This is a genomic window from Xanthomonas campestris pv. badrii, from assembly GCF_012848175.1.
Taxonomy (GTDB): domain Bacteria; phylum Pseudomonadota; class Gammaproteobacteria; order Xanthomonadales; family Xanthomonadaceae; genus Xanthomonas; species Xanthomonas campestris_C.
Genome location: NZ_CP051651.1, coordinates 3,894,955 through 3,912,500 on the forward strand (window position 1 = coordinate 3,894,955; position 17,546 = coordinate 3,912,500).

Consider the following 17,546-nt stretch of genomic DNA (forward strand, 5'->3'; position numbering starts at 1 on the left):
ACACGATGATCAAACACTGGCTGGCGCGGTTGCGCATCGATCCCTTCACCCTCGCGCTGCTGTGCACGGTCACGCTCGCCTCGCTGCTGCCGGTGTCCGGTACCGCTGCTGCGGTCATGGACGATGTCACCGACGTGGCGATCGCCGCACTGTTCTTCCTGCATGGCGCGCGGCTGTCGCGCGAGGCGGTCAAGGCCGGCGCGCTGCACTGGCGGCTGCATCTGGTGATCCTGGCCTGCACCTTCGTGCTGTTTCCGCTGCTCGGGCTGCTGCTCAAGCCGCTGGCGCATGTGGCACTGACACCGGAGCTGTACATCGGCGTGCTGTTCCTGTGCGCGCTGCCATCCACCGTGCAGTCCTCGATTGCGTTCACCTCGATGGCGCGCGGCAATGTCCCGGCCGCGGTCTGCGCGGCCTCGCTTTCCAGCCTGCTGGGGGTGTTCTTCACTCCGCTGCTGATGGGCGCGATGGTCGGCAGCCAGGGCGCAATGGCGCATCCGGCCGAAGCGATCGGCAAGATCCTGCTGCAATTGCTGGTGCCGTTCCTGGCCGGCCATTTCCTGCGCCCTTGGATCGGCGGCTGGGTGGAACGGCATCGGGCGGTGCTGCGTTACACCGACCAGGCCACCATCCTGCTGGTGGTCTATACCGCCTTCAGCGCGTCGGTGAACGAAGGGCTGTGGCAGAAGACCCCGTTGCCGGCCCTGCTTGCGGTGATCGGCGTGGCAGCCCTGTTGCTGGCGATGGCGATGGTCTCGATCACCTTCCTTGCGCGGCGCCTGCACTTCAACCGCGAAGACGAGATCGCCATCGTGTTCTGCGGCTCGAAAAAAAGCCTGGCCACCGGCGTACCGATGGCCAAGGTGATGTTCGCCGGTGGCGGGCTGGGCGCGATCGTGCTGCCGATCATGCTGTATCACCAGGTGCAGCTGATCGTCTGCGCGTTCGTGGCAGCGCGGTATGCGCGCAACGCTCCAGGCGATGCACCGCCGCAGCCCGGCAAGCGCTAGCCGGCGCATCGCGCTCGCCTGCTGGCGAGCGCCGGGACCAGGCAGCCGCAAGGTACAGCTGCGCATCCTCGTTCCCTCCTGAGACTAATACCCCGCCGACATACGCTCGGCGTGACAGCAGTTCGCATCGCCCGCGTTGGCCGACATCCCGACAGCTCACACTTTCGGACCTGCAGTGACGCGCCGCAACCCGGTTCGACGCTGCGTTCGACGTTTGTCACACAGAGGTGTCCATGGCTGTCTCGTTGCGTTCGCCGTCTCCTGCGCTCTGTGCGCTCTTTCTGTCGCTGGCGACACTGAGCGCCTGCGAGAAAACCACGCCAGCCGCGCCGCCGCGTCAGGCCGCCACGCCTTCAGCCGCGCCGGCCGGCATCGACTGGAACGAAGGTCACGTCGAAAAGGCTTTCGAAGAAGCCCGAAAGACCGGCAAACCGGTGCTGCTGTACTGGGGCGCGATCTGGTGCCCGCCCTGCAATCGCCTCAAGGCCACCACCTTCAAGGATCCGGCCTTCGTTGCGCAGACCCGGCGCTTCATCGCCGTGCATCTGGACGGCGACCAGGAGGAGGCGCAGCGCTGGGGCGAGCGTTTCGCAGTCAAGGGGTACCCCACCATCCTCATGCTGCGCCCGGATCGCAGCGAGATCACCCGGCTGATCGGCGACACCACGACGGCCCAGCTCATCGACAGCCTGCGCGCAGCGGCCCAGCGCACCACCAGCACCAGGCAACTGCTGGATGTGGCGCTCAAGACCCCTGCATCGCTCACGCAGGACGATTGGGCACTGCTCGCCGGCTACAGCTGGCTCTACGACAATCAACTGGTCGATGCCAAGCAGGCCCCCGGCGTGCTGGCACGCTTGGCAAAGACAGCGCCGCAGCCGGCGTTGCAACGGCAATTCGGCCTGCTGGCGGTGCTCGCCAACAGGCAGAAGCCGGTCGCCACGCCTGCCACGCATGCCTTGCTGCAGGCGGTGATCGCCGATCCGGCCGAGGTCCGGGCCAATCTGCATGTGCTGGTCCCCGGTGCAGCCACCCTGGTGGCCTCGGCCAGCGATGATGCGCACGCGCGGGCCAAGCTGTCGGAGGCATTCAATCGGGCATTGGCGCAAGCCTATGCCGACCCCACGCTGCCGATCGTGGACCGGCTACGCACCGCGTCTGCAGTGATCGCGCTCGCACGTCTGTCTCAGGGGCAGCCCGAAGCCGCCGAGCAGCAAGAAGGGCCGCAGCCGCCGCTGCCTGCCGCCGTGGTGGAGACCGTGCATCAACGTGTGCACTGGGCCGTTGCAGCGGCCAAGACCGCCGAGGAGCGCCAATCCGCCATCGAAAGCGCGGTCGATCTACTGGTGGAGGTAGGCGACAACAGCGCGGCCGAACAGTTGCTGCTGGCCGAGTTGGGCCGCAGCAAGACGCCGTCCTATTACATGCCCTACCTGGGCCACCTGGCCGAAGAGCGCGGCGACAGCAAGACGGCGCTGTCCTGGTTCAAGAGGGCATACGCCACCCCTGGCAGCGAAGGAACGCTGGTACAGCGCGGCATGCCGTATCTGGATGCCATGATCCGCCTCAACCCAAACGATGCCGCCGCCATCGAAGCGCTTGCAGGCCAGGTGATCGGCGATCTGGCCAAGCAACCCGATGGCTATCTGCGCAAGAACCGCAGGCACTTCGACCCGGTGGGCGCATCGTTGCAGGCCTGGAGCAAACAGCACCCCGCGCAAGGCAGCGCAGTGCTGGCGCGCCTGCGGCAGAAGGCGCAGACCACCTGTGGCGGCAAGACCGATTGCGCCGCCTGGTTGGGCTAGAGCGGCAGGCGCCCAGCGCGCCTGCGCCGCGCACTGGCGGCGGCCGTAGCCGGAACTAACGCACCCACGGCAACAGCAGGTGATCGACCATCAGGAAGGCGAACAACGCCATCAGATAGACGATGGAATAGCCGAACATCTTCATCGAAAACAGTTCGTCCGGCGGGTCGAGCATGCGCCAGGCGTACCAGAGGAACACCACGTTGAGCACCAGCGCACCGCCCAGGTAGAACATGCCGCTCATGCCCACCACCACCGGCAGCACCGTCACCAGCGCCAGCAGCACCGTGTACACCAGAATCTGCTTGCGCGTATGCGGCACACCGTGGGTCACCGGCAGCATCGGGATCGCGGCCTTGGCGTAATCGGCGCGGCGGAAGATCGCCAGCGCCCAGAAATGCGGCGGGGTCCAGATGAAGATGATCAGCACCAGCAACGAGGCATTGATCCAGTCCGCGGTGGTCGGCAAGCCGGTCACCGCGGCCCATCCCAGCATCGGCGGCGTGGCGCCGGCCAGGCCGCCGATCACGATGTTCTGCGAGGTCGCGCGCTTCAGGTAGACGGTGTAGATCACCGCATACCCGATCAGCGAGGCGAAGGTCAGCACCGCGGTGATCACATTCACCCACACCACCAGAATGGTCATGGAGATCACGATCAGCGCGCCGGCGAACACCAATACCTGCCACGGCCGCACCTTGCCCACCACCAGCGGACGCCACGAGGTGCGCGCCATCTGCGCGTCGATCTTGGCATCGAGCAATTGGTTGATCGCCGCCGCTGCCGAGGCGGCCAGCCAGATGCCCAGAAAGCCCAGCGCGCCGGTGCGCACCTGCACCCAGGACGGCATGCCGGGAATGGCCAGGAACATGCCCACCAGCGCGGTGAACACGATCAGTGCCACCACCTTGGGTTTGGTCAGATCCCAGTAATCGCGTGCGCTGACGGCCATGCTCACTCCGGCGCGCGCAACCGCGCCAACAGGGAGACCAGCACGAACAACAGTGCCACCGCGCCACCGTTATGCAGCACCGAGACTTCCAGCGGCAGCGCCAGCTTCACGTTGAGCATGCCCAGCGTCACCTGCACCGCCACCAGCAGCGCCAATGCGCCTGCCCACACCCGCATGCCCGGCGAGCGCGACAAGCGCCACGCCAGCCACCACAGGTACAGCGCAGTGGCAATCGCCCACAGCCGGTGCGCCATCTGGATGGCGATCCGCGCCGCGCCATCGAGCACGCCGCCTTCGTAATCCACGCCAATGCCGCGCCACAGTGTGAAGCCCTCGCGGAAGTCGTGCGGCGGCCACCACTGGCTGACGCAACGCGGGAAGTTGTCCGCAGACCAACTGCCGCCGCCGCACGCCAGCGCGGCGTAGTTGGCGCTGACCCAGCCACCGAGCGCGATCTGCAGGCCCAGCACCGCCACGCCCAGCCGCAGCAGCCATTTCAACCGCGAGGCGTCGGCCAGCGTGATCGGCAGGTGCGTGGCACGCCAGGCCATCCACACCAGCAGCGAGAACATCAGCATGCCGCCGAGCAGATGGCCCATCACCACGATGGGCTTGAGCAACAGCGTCACCGTCCACATGCCCAGCAGCGCCTGGAAGATCACCACCGCCAGCGTCAGCACCGCCGCGCGCGCCAGGTCGATGTTGCTCCAGCGCAACGCCGCCAACAGCAGGATGGCCTCGCCGGCCAGCGCCACGCCCATCGCCACCCCATGCCAGCCGGACATGTACAGCGGGATCGACAACGCCACCAGCACTGCGGCCGAAACAACCTGGGCAATGCCCATGCGACGGCGGCGCGCGGCCAGCAGCGTCAGCACCAGCACCTCCACACCCAGCGCCCCGGCCAGGAAGCGGTGCACCTGCTCGCGCCAGGCCTTGTGCGACTCCAGCGGCCGGATCTTGCTGGCCACATGCGTGTTGGCTTCGTCGGTGGTCTGCGGCCAGGTCACGCGGCCGTAGCAGGTCGGCCAGTCCGGGCAGCTCATGCCGGCATCGGACAGGCGCACGAACGAACCAAACAGGATCGTGCTCGCAGTGAACAGCGCCGCCAGCCAGGCCATGCGGTGGAAGTGACGGAACAATACCGGTGGCGCAAACAGATTCATCGAAACGGGCTCACATCAGTTTCAGCAGCTTGACCAGATCCGCACGCAGGCCGGCCGGGTCGAAGCCCGGGGCATAGCGCAGGATCACGAAGCCGTTGGGGTCGATCACATACACCGGCACGCCGGCCGCATCGTCTGCATGCGGCAGCGCGTCGCGCAGCTGTGCGTCGTCGCGCAGCACGCGCAAGGCCGGCATCGGCGGCAGCCCGGCCGGCGGCGTACCGATCCACAGCACCTCCACCTTGTCGGCGCGATGGCCCAGCAATTGCCACACCTTGTCCAGTTCCGCGGCCAATGCCACGCACCGCTGCGCACACCCTTCCGGCGGAGCCAACGCGATCCGCCATACGCGCTGCCCAGGTGCCCATGCATAGCGCTGCCCGTTTGCGCGCACGGGCGTCAGCGCACGCAGGTCGGCAGGCGGATTGAGCAATTGGCCGTTGTTGCGCATCGATGCCGGCTGCCAGCCGGAAAAGCGCAGCACGCCGGCCAGCAACATCGAGCCGAAGAACAGCACCGCCAGGGCAATCAGCATTCTGCGGCCGCGTTTGACCGCGTGCGGTGTGGCCGATGGAGAGGTGGTCATACCGGCGATTTTCTCATGCCGCAGGCGTCAGTGCCCGCGCCTGCCTCGCCGCGCACGCCAGCTCAGCAGCGCGGCGGTGCACAGCACCGCCAGCGCCAGCCCGAACCATTGCACCGCGTAACCCAAGTGCCGCGCGGGCGGCAGCGTGTTGGGCAACATGTCCAGATCGCGCACGTAGCCCACCGGCAGTGCAGGGTCCAGGCGCAGCACCTGCGACGAAATGTCGCGCCTGCCAAGCGTGGTTCTTAGCGCCTCCGCATCCAGGCGCGTGGCCAACCAGGTCTGCCCCGCGCGCCCCGGCGTCAATGCCGGCCCGATTGGCAACCCCGCCGATGGCGGTGCGCTCACCAACCCCTGCACGGTCTGGGTACCCTCAAGGGCAGCGATAGTGGGCAACTGCCGATCGGCTGGCAATGGCAGCCAGCCCAGATCGACCAATATGCTTTCTGACATGCCTTCCGGCGCCGCCAGCTGATACACGCGCACACCGGCACGCCCGTCGTGCAGCTGATTGTCCAGCAACACTTGTTGCGGCAAAAACCGCACGCGCCCGCGCACCCATGCCAGCTCGTGCGGCGAGTTCAGCGCCTGGGCCAGGGGCAGTGTGGTGTCGCGCACATGCGCGGCGAGGTCCAGCAAGGCCTGCTTGCTGTGCATACGCTGCAACTGCCAGTGCCCAAGCGACGCAAAACCCGCGCTCACCAGCACCGCCAACGCCCAGCCGACCACCGCCGTGTGCTTGCGCGTCATGACAAGCGGCGCAAAAAGGCGTGCAATGTCATCACCACGCCGACTGCAACCGGGGCTGTTGTGAACGATTCGCTCAAGACGCTGCTGATTGTCGCCTTCCTGATCGTGATCCTGTGGAACCTGGGCGCCGGTCTCTACTACCTGCTCACCGACCGTGGCCAGACCAAACGCACCGTCAACGCACTCACCTGGCGCATCGGCTTATCGGTCGCCCTGATCGCGATCGTGATCATCGGCATCTACACCGGCTGGATCAAGCCGCATGGCGTCGGCCGCTGAGGGGCCGGGATTGGGGATTCGGCATTGGGGATTCGTAAACGCGCAGGCGCCTGCTCTTGCGAATCCCGAATCACCACTGCCGAATCCCCGCCCTCAAAGGACATACACGAACAGGAACAGCGCCAGCCACACCACGTCGACGAAGTGCCAGTACCACGCGGCCGCTTCGAAGGCGAAGTGGTTGTCGCGGGTGAAGTGGCCCTTGGCCGCGCGTAGCCACATCACCGCCAGCATGATCGTGCCCAGCAGCACGTGCATGCCATGGAAACCGGTGAGCATGAAGAACGTGGAGCCGTAAATGCCCGAGCCCAGGGTGAGATTGAGCTCGGTATAGGCGTGGATATATTCCTCGGCTTGCAGGAACAGGAACACGCAGCCCAGCAGCACCGTCAGCCCCAGCCACAGCAGCAACGCACCACGGCGCCCGCCCTTCAGCGCGTGATGGGCAATGGTCAGTGTCACGCCGGAGCTGAGCAGGATCAAGGTATTGATCAGCGGCAGGCCCCAGGCCGGAATGGTCTGGAACTGCCCCCCGATCGTGCCCGGGCCATTGGTCGGCCAGGCTGCCGAATAGCCATTCCACAACAATTCGTTGGTCATCACGCCGTCGCCTTCGCCACCCAGCCAGGGCAGCGTCAGCACGCGCGTATAAAACAGCGCACCGAAGAAGGCGCCGAAGAACATCACTTCGGAAAAAATGAACCACACCATTCCCATGCGGAACGAACCGTCCACCTGGCGGTTGTAGTTGCCGGCGTTGGACTCGCGAATGACGTCGCCAAACCACATGAACAAGGTCGCCAGCAGCATCGCCATGCCGGCGAAGAAGGTCCAGCGCCCCCACGCCGCGTCGTTGAGCCAGCTGGCCACGCCGATCATCATCACGAACATCGCAATCGAGCCGACGAACGGCCATTTGCTCTGGCTCGGGACGAAATACGCATCGGCGTTGGGACTGTGATCGGCCATGGCGTTGCTTCCGTGTCGTGGTAAGGGTGGATGGACTTACGGTGCGGCGCGTGGCGCACCAGAGGCGCCTGCGCCCTGCAGTTCAGAGGTCAGCGCGTCATTGCGGTAGAACGTGTAGGACAAGGTGATGGTGGTGACTTCCGGCGGCAGCGCTGGATCGACGATGAAACGCAGCGGCATGTCGCGCGTCTCGCCGGCCTGCAAGGTCTGCGCGGTGAAACAGAAACATTCGGTCTTGTTGAAATACCCCGATGCACGCGTCGGCGCGACCGACGGCACCGCGCTGCCAACCACTGCGCGTGCACTGTCGTTGCGCGCGAAGTACAGCGCTTCATTGAGCTCGCCAGGCACCACATCCATCGTCATCTGCTCGGGATGGAAGGTCCATGGCAATTTGGAATTGACCCCGGCGTCGAACTCTACCCGCACCGTGCGCTTGCCTGGCACGGCGAGCGTGCCCGCGCCTGCCCGCGCGTTGCCGGGCGCGCGCTCCATGCGAATCCCGAAGACCTTCTCGCAGGCGATGCGATACAGCGGCACCAAGGAAAACGTCAGCACGAACACGCCCAGGACCACAGCAACCAGCTTGAACAAGCCAGCTGTGGGTGCAGGCGCGGGCGCGCGTGCATTCACCGCCCGATGACTCCGGATGCGATGAACCCCGCGTAGATCAACAACGCGATGATGCCGACCGTGATCGCCGTGCGTCGCACCGCGCGGCGCTGCTGCGCCTGCCGCTCGGCCGCAGAAAGCAGACGCGTCACTGCCGGCGCCGAGGCAGACTCAGTGACCGATGTCTTCATGCGCAAGATCTCCAGGCTTGATCACCGGCGGCACGGTGAAGGTATGCGCAGGCGCCGGTGACGGCACCGTCCACTCCAACCCCTTGGCACCTTCCCACGCACGCGCATCGGCACGGGCGCCGCTGCGCAGCGAAGCGAACAGGATCGCCGCCATCAGGAACGGGGTGGCGAACATGCCGAAGGCACCGATCGAGCTGACCAGGTTCCAGTCGGCGAATACCACGTTGTAATCGGGGATGCGCCGCGGCATGCCGGCCAGGCCGAGGAAATGCTGCGGGAAGAACAGCAGGTTGACGAAGATCATCGTCCACCAGAAATGGAACTTGGCCCAGGCCTCGTTGTACATGCGCCCGGTCCACTTCGGCCACCAGTAGTACACCGCCGCAATCAGCGCGAACACCGCGCCGGTGACCAGCACGTAATGGAAATGCGCCACCACAAAATAGGTGTCGTGATACTGGAAGTCGGCCGGCACGATCGCCAGCATCAGCCCCGAAAATCCACCGATGCTGAAGAGAATCACGAACGCCACCGCCCACAACATCGGCGATTCGAAGGTCAGCGAGCCCTTCCACATCGTGCTGACCCAGTTGAACACCTTCACCCCGGTCGGGATGGAGATCAGCATGGTGGCGAACATGAAGTAGATCTCGCCCCCCAGCGGCATGCCTACGGTGAACATGTGGTGCGCCCACACGATGAAGCTCAGAAACGCGATCGCCGCAATCGCGTACACCATCGCCTGGTACCCGAACAGCGGCTTGCGGCTGAAGGTGGGGATGATTTCACTGACCACGCCAAACGCCGGCAGGATCATGATGTACACCTCCGGGTGCCCGAAGAACCAGAAGATGTGCTGGTACATCACCGGGTCGCCGCCGCCGGCCGCGTTGAAGAAGCTGGTGCCGAAGAACTTGTCGGTCAGCAGCATGGTCACCGCACCGGCCAGCACCGGCATCACCGCAATCAGCAAAAACGCGGTGATCAGCCAGGCCCAGCAGAAGATCGGCATCTTGAGCAGGTCGATGCCGGGCGCACGCATGTTCAGCACGGTGGCGATGATGTTGATCGCGCCCATGATCGAGCTGACGCCGGCCACGTGGATGGCGAACACGCTGAAGGCCACGTTGTAGCCGCCCTGCAGCGACAACGGCGGGTACAGCGTCCAGCCACCGGCCGGCGCGCCGCCGGGAAGAAACAAGGTCAGCAACAGCAAGGTGAACGCCACCGGCAGCAGCCAGAACGACCAGTTGTTCATGCGTGGCAACGCCATGTCCGGCGCGCCGATCTGCAACGGAATCATCCAGTTGGCCAGGCCCACGAAGGCCGGCATCACGCCACCGAAGATCATCACCAGCGCATGCACGGTGGTCATCTGGTTGAAGAATTCGGGTTTGACGAACTGCAGGCCCGGCTGCATGAGTTCGGCGCGGATCACCACGCTCATCGCCGCGCCGATGATGAACATCACGAAGGAGAACAGCAGGTACAGCGTGCCGATGTCCTTGTGATTGGTCGAAAAGAACCAGCGCTCGACGAAACCGGGCTGGTGGTGTCCGTGGTGATCGACTGCGGTATGCGCCATGACGGAACGACCTCTGCGAAGCGGTGCGGTTGCGTGCGGTTAAAGAGCGGCGGTCGGTGCGGCAGCCGGCGTCGCGGGTGCGGTGGCAGGCGCTGCATCGCCAGCGGGCGCCGGCGCCGGTGGTGCAGGAGCGGGCACCGCGGGAGCCGGTGCCGCGCCTGCGGGCGCCGCTTGCGCAGCACCGCGACGCGAGGCCAGCCAGCGCTGGAAGTCGGCCTTGGGCAGGGCCTCGACCACGATCGGCATGAACCCATGGTCCTTGCCGCATAGCTCGGCGCATTGCCCGCGATACACGCCCGGCTGCTCGATATTGGTCCAGGCTTCGTTGACGATGCCCGGGATCGCATCCTGCTTCCAGCCCAGTGCCGGCACCCACCACGCATGGATGACGTCGTCGGCGGTGATGACGAAGCGGATCTTGGTGTTGACCGGCAACACCAGCCGGTTGTCGACATCCAGCAGGTAGTACGGCTGCGAGGCCACGGTGGGACGCTCGCCGCTCTGGCGGATCCGGTCCGATTCGCGCGCCAGGCGGCTGGTGAATTCCACGCCCTGGCCCAGGTATTCGTATTTCCACATCCACTGGTAGCCGGTCACCTTGACCGTCATTTCCGATTCGCGCGTGTCGTACATCGCAATCAGCTTGGCCGTCGCTGGCCAGGCCATGGCGATCAGCACCAGCACCGGAATCACCGTCCACAGCACTTCGGCCCGCGTGTTGTGGCTGAACTGTGCAGCCACCGCGCCCTTGGACTTGCGGAACTTGAAGATGGCATAGCCCATCGCGCCGAACACCAGCGCGCCGATCACCACGCAGACCCACAGCGCCACCATGTGCGCCTCGTAGGCCATGCGCGCGGTCTGGGTCACCCCGCGGCCCATGTTGAGCTGCCATTCCTTGGGATCGGCCGATTGCGCCAAGGCGGCCGGTGCGCCTGCCAGCATCGCCAAGGCCAGGCCCCATCCCGTGTACATCCACTTCCAGCTGCTGCGTTGCGTCATTGCCTAGACCCTTACGTCATCGGTGACGGCCATTGGCGGCCGCGAGCAAGCGTTTCAGCGTATCTGCCAGTTCCACACGTTCGGCCGGCCCGAGAAAACTTCCGATCTCGATCTGCCTGCCGCTGCTCACCAACAGCACCCTGTCATCGCGTTCCATGCACAGCCGCACCCAATGCGGATGTGCCTGAAACGCTGGTGGCGCATGCCCGGACGGAAACACCTCGACAGCGGTCTCCCCTACCCGGATCGCTTCTTCGCGCTCGCCGCTTCGCCACACCTGCCGCAGCGCCAGCGCCACCACACTACTGTGCAACAGGGCGAATACCGGCGCGAATGCATTGCCGGTCCACCACCCCAGGCCCGCAAACAACCACATCGTTCCAGCTAGGACCGCAAACAACAACACGAACTGCCGGGACGACAGTGCCCGTGGAGGCCGCAACCGCACTTGCGTCCCGACCCCTTCGGACATCAACGGCAGCACTTCGATCATTGGCGACACGCAGCGGACTGCGGGAACAGCCCGATGGTAGACCCGCGCCGACGCATGCGGCAAGCGTTTCCGGCGATCGGCGATTTGCTGCAGTGCAGCTAAAAGTGCGAGTAAATCAATCACTTCGCGAAAGCCGCTGCGTGCCCGCCTGTTGCGTAGGGGCACCGTCACAGCCTCGGGCCACCTGCACAAAACGGCGGGAAAGCTGCCGCATCCACACAAGTGTGCAACCGCCGTGGCTCACTAGAATGAGCGCGGATATCCAGGCCCCCTTTCGCATGAACGCCCAGCTCGATCCCACTGCCTCTTCCAGTACCGCCCATTCGCTGCTGGCGCCCGAATTACCGGCAGCGCCCGGTGCATTGCGCGCCGCCATCACCGCCGCCTGGCTCAAGGACGAAGCCGAACACGTGCACGAGCTGCTCGACCAGGCACGTCTGCCCGCCGCCGATCAGGCCAAGGTGCAGGCGCTAGCCGCCGACCTGGTCAGCCGCGTGCGCGCCCGCGCGCAGGATCAGGGCGCAATCGAAGCCTTCATGCGCCAGTACGACCTCGGCAGCGAGGAAGGCGTATTGCTGATGTGCGTGGCCGAAGCGCTGCTGCGCATTCCCGACCAGGACACCGCAGACAAGCTGATCCGCGACAAGCTCGGCGATGCGGACTGGAAGAAGCACATGGGCGGCAGCGACTCGGTGCTGGTCAACGCCTCCACCTGGGGCCTGATGCTCACCGGCAGGTTGGTGCAGCTCAACGACCTCACCCGCGCCGATGTGCCTGGTGCGTTCAAGCGCCTGATCGGCCGCGTCGGCGAGCCGGTGATTCGCCTGGCCGTGCGCCAGGCCATGAAGATCATGGGTCACCAATTCGTCATGGGCCGCACCATTGGCGAGGCACTGTCGCGTTCGCGCAAGGGCGACAATGCCCACTACCGCTACTCGTTCGACATGCTCGGCGAAGGCGCGCTCACCATGAAGGATGCGCAGCGCTATCTGCAGGCGTATCGCGATGCGATTCATGCGATCGGCCGTAGCGGCAGCTTCGTCGGTACCGACGTGTTCGCAGCGCCCAGCATCTCGATCAAGCTGTCGGCACTGTATCCGCGCTACGAACATGCCAAGCGTGCGCGGGTGATGGCCGAGCTGGTTCCAGGCGTGCTGGAGTTGGCGCAGCTGGCCAAGTCCTATGGCATCGGCTACACCGTCGACGCCGAGGAAGCCGATCGTCTGGAACTGTCGCTGGACATCATCGAAGCCACCTTCTCCGATCCATCGCTGGATGGATGGGAAGGCTACGGCCTGGCCGTGCAGGCGTATCAAAAACGCACGCCGTACACGATCGATTTTCTCGCCGATCTTGCGCGCCGTGTCGGGCGACGCATTCCAGTTCGCCTGGTCAAAGGCGCGTACTGGGACGCAGAAATCAAGCGCGCGCAGATCGAAGGTCACCCCGGCTACCCGGTGTTTACGCGCAAGCAGAATACCGACGTCTCGTATCTGGCCTGTGCGCGTCGCATGTTCGCGCACAATGACGCGCTCTATCCCATGTTCGCCACCCACAACGCGCAGACCATCGCTGCCGTGCGGGCGATCTCCGGTGGCAAGGTCTACGAGCACCAGAAGCTGCACGGCATGGGCGATGACCTGTACGCCGAAGTGATTCCGGCCGATCGCCTGGGTTTGCCGTGCCGCGTGTATGCGCCGGTCGGTTCGCATGAGGATCTGCTGCCCTATCTTGTGCGTCGCCTGCTCGAGAACGGCGCCAATTCCAGCTTCGTCAATCGCATCACCGATGAGGACGTCGCCATCGAAGACCTGATCCGCGATCCGGTCGAAGCGGTGTCGTCGTTCGCTTCGATCCCGCATCCCAAGATCCCGCTGCCGACCGACCTGTTGCGCAGCCAGAACCAGAACAGGAAAAACTCCATGGGCGCCAATCTCGCCAACGACAACGATCTGCGGCAGCTGGCCGACCAACTCAACGCCGCGATCAAACTGTGGACGGCAACACCATTGGTGCCCGGCGCAGTCGTCAGCACGCCGCGCGCGCCTGTGCTCAATCCTGCAGATCGCCGCGAGACGGTCGGGCATTGGCAACCAGCCGACCCGGCCACCGTGCAGAAGGCGCTTGCAACCGCAGCGGCTGCGCAGCCGGCCTGGAATCGGACGCCGGCGGCAAGCCGCGCCACCATCCTGGAGCACGCTGCCGACCTGCTTGAAACGCGCATGCCCGAATTCATGGCGATCTGCGTCAAGGAAGCCGGCAAGACCCTCCCCGACGCCGTCGCCGAGGTGCGCGAAGCGGTCGATTTCCTGCGCTACTACGCCGGCCAGGCGCGCGTGCAATTCGGTGCCCCCGAACGCCTGCCAGGGCCCACCGGCGAATCCAACGAACTGCAGCTGCATGGCCGCGGTGTGTTTGTCTGTATCAGCCCATGGAATTTCCCGCTGGCGATCTTTCTCGGTCAGGTGGCCGCAGCGCTGGCGGCGGGCAACACCGTCATCGCCAAGCCGGCCGAGCAGACCAATCTGATCGGCTTTGCGGCAGTCAAACTGCTGCATGAGGCTGGCGTGCCGGAAGCGGCTGTTCAATTCCTGCCCGGCGATGGCGCCACGGTCGGTTCCGCACTGACCAACGACCCGCGGGTGGCCGGTGTGGCCTTTACCGGCTCCACCGACACCGCGCGCATCATCAATCGCACCCTTGCTGCCCGCGATGCGGCGATCGGCGTCTTGATCGCCGAGACCGGCGGCCAGAACGCGTTCATCGCCGACTCGTCCTCACTGCCAGAGGCAGTGGTCAAGGATGCGATCTCCAGCGCCTTCATGTCCGCTGGGCAGCGCTGTTCCGCGGCACGCGTGCTGTTCGTCCAGGACGACATCGCCGACAAGGTCATGACCATGCTGGCCGGCGCCATGGGCGAACTGAAGATCGGCGACCCGGGCGTGCTTTCCACCGACGTTGGCCCTGTGATCGACGCTGATGCCCTCAAGATCCTCGACGATCACACAGCACGCATGGACCGCGAAGCCCGCCTGATCGCAACCACCAGGCTGGACGAGGGCACCACCCACGGAAGCTTCTTTGCCCCGCGCGCCTACGAATTGACCTCACTCGCCCAGCTGCAGCGCGAAGTTTTCGGCCCGGTGCTGCACGTCATCCGTTGGAAGGCCGACCAGCTTGATGCGGTGATCGAGCAGATCAATGCGACTGGCTACGGCCTGACGCTGGGCGTGCATTCGCGTATCGGCGAAACCATCGAGCGCATCACGTCCCGCATTGCGGTGGGCAATGTCTACGTCAATCGCAACCAGATCGGCGCCGTTGTCGGGGTTCAGCCGTTCGGTGGCCAGGGACTGTCCGGAACCGGCCCCAAGGCCGGCGGCCCACACTATCTGTTGCGTTTTGCCACCGAAAAGGTCGTCACGGTCAACACCACAGCCGCTGGCGGCAATGCCTCGCTCCTGACGTTGGGCGACTAGGCAGTTGACCCGGCGTTGGGGGTAGCCTTGTTGAAACGCAAAAACCCCGCCATTGGCGCAATGCCAGTCAGTCAAGCCCCGAAGCGAGCTGATCCATTAAAAAGGGAACGTGTTCGACACGTTCCCTTTTTTGCTTGATGAACCTGTTTGCGAGCGTCTGCGCAAGACGTTACCGCGAGCCCTGTTCGACCCGACCAACTCGGCACGTTGATAGAGCCGGCCTGGATCGAGCAGGCGCTATTCGACCGAGCCTACTTCTCGGTCGCGTTCCTGCTGGACTGGCAGGCTGCGGGCACGCAGCGTCACTGGCTGATGCGGGCCGGGACAACCTGCGCCATGAAATCGTCGAACAACTCGCGCCCGGCGATGCACGCATCCGCATGCCGGTCTCGCCACAAGCGCGCAAGGCACGTCCGGAATTGCCCAGCCACTGGCAGGCGCGCCTGATCGAGGGCAGGCGCGCCTGATCGAGGTCAGCTAAGGGGGCGGCTACGGCGCTTCGTCACCTCGTTGCCGTGTCGCCACACGCATCCAGCAGCACCGGCCATGCACCGGCGCGCTCCAAGATGGAGGTCAGCCGGGCAAAAACAATGCGGTTAGAGGCGCACTGCTCAGTGGGCAGGCAGTGGCCGGGGTTGCCGGATCGGCTTTCGGCGCAAAAAACAAACCCCCAGTCCGCTTGGACTGAGGGTTTGGGGTAAAGCCCCTGGCGATGACCTACTCTCGCATGGCTTGAGCCACACTACCATCGGCGCAGCTGCGTTTCACTTCCGAGTTCGGGATGGGATCGGGTGGTTCCACAGCGCTAATTTCACCAGGGAGACGGTTGGAGCAGCGCTTTGGAGCGCTCGTCTCGCAGAGGTAACTTGTGACGTAGCTTGCGTTTGGTGATCTACCAACGTTCGTTGGGACCAAGGCAACTTGAGGTTATATGGTCAAGCCGCACGGATCATTAGTATCAGTTAGCTCAATACATTGCTGTACTTACACACCTGACCTATCAACCACGTAGTCTACATGGTTCCTTTAGGGGGCTTGTGCCCCGGGAAGTCTCATCTTGAGGCGCGCTTCCCGCTTAGATGCTTTCAGCGGTTATCGCTTCCGAACATAGCTACCCGGCAATGCCACTGGCGTGACAACCGGAACACCAGAGGTTCGTCCACTCCGGTCCTCTCGTACTAGGAGCAGCCCCTCTCAAACTTCCGACGCCCATGGCAGATAGGGACCGAACTGTCTCACGACGTTCTGAACCCAGCTCGCGTACCACTTTAAATGGCGAACAGCCATACCCTTGGGACCGACTACAGCCCCAGGATGTGATGAGCCGACATCGAGGTGCCAAACACCGCCGTCGATATGAACTCTTGGGCGGTATCAGCCTGTTATCCCCGGAGTACCTTTTATCCGTTGAGCGATGGCCCTTCCATACAGAACCACCGGATCACTAAGACCTACTTTCGTACCTGCTTGATCCGTCGATCTTGCAGTCAAGCACGCTTATGCCTTTGCACACAGTGCGCGATGTCCGACCGCGCTGAGCGTACCTTCGTGCTCCTCCGTTACTCTTTAGGAGGAGACCGCCCCAGTCAAACTACCCACCATACACGGTCCCTGATCCGGATAACGGACCTAGGTTAGAACGTCAAGCACGACAGGGTGGTATTTCAAGGATGGCTCCACTGCAGCTAGCGCCACAGTTTCATAGCCTCCCACCTATCCTACACAGACGAACTCAACGTTCAGTGTAAAGCTATAGTAAAGGTTCACGGGGTCTTTCCGTCTTGCCACGGGAACGCTGCATCTTCACAGCGATTTCAATTTCACTGAGTCTCGGGTGGAGACAGCGCCGCTGTCGTTACGCCATTCGTGCAGGTCGGAACTTACCCGACAAGGAATTTCGCTACCTTAGGACCGTTATAGTTACGGCCGCCGTTTACTGGGGCTTCGATCAAGAGCTTCGCCTTGCGGCTGACCCCATCAATTAACCTTCCAGCACCGGGCAGGCGTCACACCCTATACGTCCACTTTCGTGTTTGCAGAGTGCTGTGTTTTTGATAAACAGTCGCAGCGGCCTGGTTTCTGCGACCCTCTTCAGCTATAGCTCGCACGAGCCACCAAAAAGGGTGCACCTTCTCCCGAAGTTACGGTGCCATGTTGCCTAGTTCCTTCACCCGAGTTCTCTCAAGCGCCTGAGAATTCTCATCCTACCCACCTGTGTCGGTTTACGGTACGGTCTTCGTGAGCTGAAGCTTAGGAGCTTTTCCTGGAAGCGTGGTATCAGTGACTTCGCCAAAAAGGCTCGTCTCGGTGCTCGGTCTTAAAGGATCCCGGATTTGCCAAAGATCCAAACCTACCGCCTTTCCCCGGGACAACCAACGCCCGGTACACCTAACCTTCTCCGTCCCTCCATCGCACTCACGCGAGGTGCAGGAATATTAACCTGCTTCCCATCGACTACGGCTTTCGCCCTCGCCTTAGGGACCGACTAACCCTGCGTCGATTAACGTTGCGCAAGGAAACCTTGGGCTTTCGGCGTGCGGGCTTTTCACCCGCATTATCGTTACTCATGTCAGCATTCGCACTTCCGATACCTCCAGCAGACTTCTCAATCCACCTTCGCAGGCTTACGGAACGCTCCTCTACCGCGCATAAAACACGTTTTATGCA

Annotated in this window: 14 protein-coding genes and 2 rRNA genes (1 of these 16 running past the window's edge); 4 read left to right on the forward strand and 12 right to left on the reverse strand. The window is 63.9% G+C overall.

The annotated features are described in order from the left end of the window. Positions 1 to 5 precede the first annotated feature (5 nt). A complete protein-coding gene (locus HG421_RS16515) occupies positions 6 to 1,010 on the forward strand; it encodes a bile acid:sodium symporter family protein (protein WP_169707312.1) in 1,005 nt (334 codons plus the stop codon). A gap of 233 nt (positions 1,011 to 1,243) precedes the next feature. Further along, the gene (locus HG421_RS16520; RefSeq protein WP_169707313.1) at positions 1,244 to 2,815 is read left to right on the forward strand and encodes a thioredoxin family protein; all 1,572 of its coding nucleotides are present in this window, start codon (positions 1,244 to 1,246) and stop codon (positions 2,813 to 2,815) included. A 55-nt stretch (positions 2,816 to 2,870) separates the two neighbouring features. Here HG421_RS16520 and cyoE read toward each other — a convergent pair whose 3' ends face one another. Genes cyoE through HG421_RS16540 form a run of 4 tightly spaced genes read right to left on the reverse strand, consistent with a single transcriptional unit; the run spans position 2,871 to position 6,269 of the window. After that, positions 2,871 to 3,767, reverse strand: coding sequence for a heme o synthase (gene cyoE, locus HG421_RS16525; protein ID WP_169707314.1), 897 nt, complete (start codon positions 3,765 to 3,767; stop codon positions 2,871 to 2,873). Between the two features lie 2 nt (positions 3,768 to 3,769). Next, positions 3,770 to 4,933 carry a COX15/CtaA family protein gene (locus HG421_RS16530; RefSeq protein ID WP_169707315.1) on the reverse strand — a complete coding sequence of 388 codons (1,164 nt, stop codon included), beginning with the start codon at positions 4,931 to 4,933 and terminating at the stop codon, positions 3,770 to 3,772. Between the two features lie 10 nt (positions 4,934 to 4,943). After that, positions 4,944 to 5,519, reverse strand: a complete 576-nt coding sequence (locus HG421_RS16535; protein ID WP_169707316.1) for a hypothetical protein — start codon at positions 5,517 to 5,519, stop codon at positions 4,944 to 4,946. Between the two features lie 27 nt (positions 5,520 to 5,546). Next, positions 5,547 to 6,269, reverse strand: coding sequence for an SURF1 family protein (locus HG421_RS16540; protein ID WP_169707317.1), 723 nt, complete (start codon positions 6,267 to 6,269; stop codon positions 5,547 to 5,549). 60 nt (positions 6,270 to 6,329) lie between these two features. On the opposite strand from HG421_RS16540, the gene HG421_RS16545 reads away from it, so the two are divergent. Then, positions 6,330 to 6,548, forward strand: coding sequence for a twin transmembrane helix small protein (locus HG421_RS16545; RefSeq protein ID WP_104543860.1), 219 nt, complete (start codon positions 6,330 to 6,332; stop codon positions 6,546 to 6,548). A gap of 93 nt (positions 6,549 to 6,641) precedes the next feature. Here HG421_RS16545 and HG421_RS16550 read toward each other — a convergent pair whose 3' ends face one another. From HG421_RS16550 to HG421_RS16570, 6 genes are read right to left on the reverse strand one after another with little or no spacing between them, the layout of a single operon-like run. Beyond that, positions 6,642 to 7,517, reverse strand: coding sequence for a cytochrome c oxidase subunit 3 (locus HG421_RS16550; protein ID WP_029221429.1), 876 nt, complete (start codon positions 7,515 to 7,517; stop codon positions 6,642 to 6,644). Positions 7,518 to 7,553: 36 nt separating this feature from the next. Further along, positions 7,554 to 8,150, reverse strand: a complete 597-nt coding sequence (locus tag HG421_RS16555) for a cytochrome c oxidase assembly protein (RefSeq protein ID WP_169707318.1) — start codon at positions 8,148 to 8,150, stop codon at positions 7,554 to 7,556. Then, the gene (locus HG421_RS21445; RefSeq protein WP_008577456.1) at positions 8,147 to 8,281 is read right to left on the reverse strand and encodes a hypothetical protein; all 135 of its coding nucleotides are present in this window, start codon (positions 8,279 to 8,281) and stop codon (positions 8,147 to 8,149) included. The genes HG421_RS16555 and HG421_RS21445 overlap by 4 nt, the downstream gene beginning before the upstream one ends. Before the next feature lie 19 nt (positions 8,282 to 8,300). Beyond that, on the reverse strand, positions 8,301 to 9,905 hold the full coding sequence (ctaD, locus tag HG421_RS16560) for a cytochrome c oxidase subunit I (RefSeq protein WP_029221431.1): 1,605 nt from the start codon (positions 9,903 to 9,905) through the stop codon (positions 8,301 to 8,303). A gap of 39 nt (positions 9,906 to 9,944) precedes the next feature. Then, the gene (gene coxB / locus HG421_RS16565) at positions 9,945 to 10,907 is read right to left on the reverse strand and encodes a cytochrome c oxidase subunit II (protein ID WP_169707319.1); all 963 of its coding nucleotides are present in this window, start codon (positions 10,905 to 10,907) and stop codon (positions 9,945 to 9,947) included. A gap of 16 nt (positions 10,908 to 10,923) precedes the next feature. Next, positions 10,924 to 11,400, reverse strand: coding sequence for a DUF2244 domain-containing protein (locus tag HG421_RS16570; protein ID WP_169707320.1), 477 nt, complete (start codon positions 11,398 to 11,400; stop codon positions 10,924 to 10,926). A 278-nt stretch (positions 11,401 to 11,678) separates the two neighbouring features. Between HG421_RS16570 and putA the strand changes: the two genes are divergently transcribed. Further along, positions 11,679 to 14,879, forward strand: a complete 3,201-nt coding sequence (gene putA / locus HG421_RS16575) for a bifunctional proline dehydrogenase/L-glutamate gamma-semialdehyde dehydrogenase PutA (protein ID WP_169707321.1) — start codon at positions 11,679 to 11,681, stop codon at positions 14,877 to 14,879. A gap of 704 nt (positions 14,880 to 15,583) precedes the next feature. On the opposite strand, the gene rrf is transcribed toward putA, so the two are convergent. Together rrf and HG421_RS16585 are read right to left on the reverse strand one after the other, a co-directional pair. Then, positions 15,584 to 15,698: ribosomal RNA gene (rrf, locus tag HG421_RS16580) — 5S ribosomal RNA — on the reverse strand. Between the two features lie 112 nt (positions 15,699 to 15,810). After that, positions 15,811 to 17,546 (reverse strand): 23S ribosomal RNA (locus HG421_RS16585); it runs 1,145 nt beyond the window's last position.

Excerpts from the sequence above, each read along its gene's own strand:
- cyoE (WP_169707314.1), bottom strand. The coding sequence starts at position 3,767 with ATGGCCGTCAGCGCACGCGATTACTGGGATCTGACCAAACCCAAGGTG.
- ctaD (WP_029221431.1), bottom strand. The coding sequence starts at position 9,905 with ATGGCGCATACCGCAGTCGATCACCACGGACACCACCAGCCCGGTTTC.
- HG421_RS16515 (WP_169707312.1), top strand. The coding sequence starts at position 6 with ATGATCAAACACTGGCTGGCGCGGTTGCGCATCGATCCCTTCACCCTC.
- HG421_RS16570 (WP_169707320.1), bottom strand. The coding sequence starts at position 11,400 with ATGATCGAAGTGCTGCCGTTGATGTCCGAAGGGGTCGGGACGCAAGTG.
- HG421_RS16530 (WP_169707315.1), bottom strand. The coding sequence starts at position 4,933 with ATGAATCTGTTTGCGCCACCGGTATTGTTCCGTCACTTCCACCGCATG.
- putA (WP_169707321.1), top strand. The coding sequence starts at position 11,679 with ATGAACGCCCAGCTCGATCCCACTGCCTCTTCCAGTACCGCCCATTCG.
- HG421_RS16535 (WP_169707316.1), bottom strand. The coding sequence starts at position 5,519 with ATGACCACCTCTCCATCGGCCACACCGCACGCGGTCAAACGCGGCCGC.
- HG421_RS16540 (WP_169707317.1), bottom strand. The coding sequence starts at position 6,269 with ATGACGCGCAAGCACACGGCGGTGGTCGGCTGGGCGTTGGCGGTGCTG.
- HG421_RS16520 (WP_169707313.1), top strand. The coding sequence starts at position 1,244 with ATGGCTGTCTCGTTGCGTTCGCCGTCTCCTGCGCTCTGTGCGCTCTTT.
- HG421_RS16550 (WP_029221429.1), bottom strand. The coding sequence starts at position 7,517 with ATGGCCGATCACAGTCCCAACGCCGATGCGTATTTCGTCCCGAGCCAG.
- coxB (WP_169707319.1), bottom strand. The coding sequence starts at position 10,907 with ATGACGCAACGCAGCAGCTGGAAGTGGATGTACACGGGATGGGGCCTG.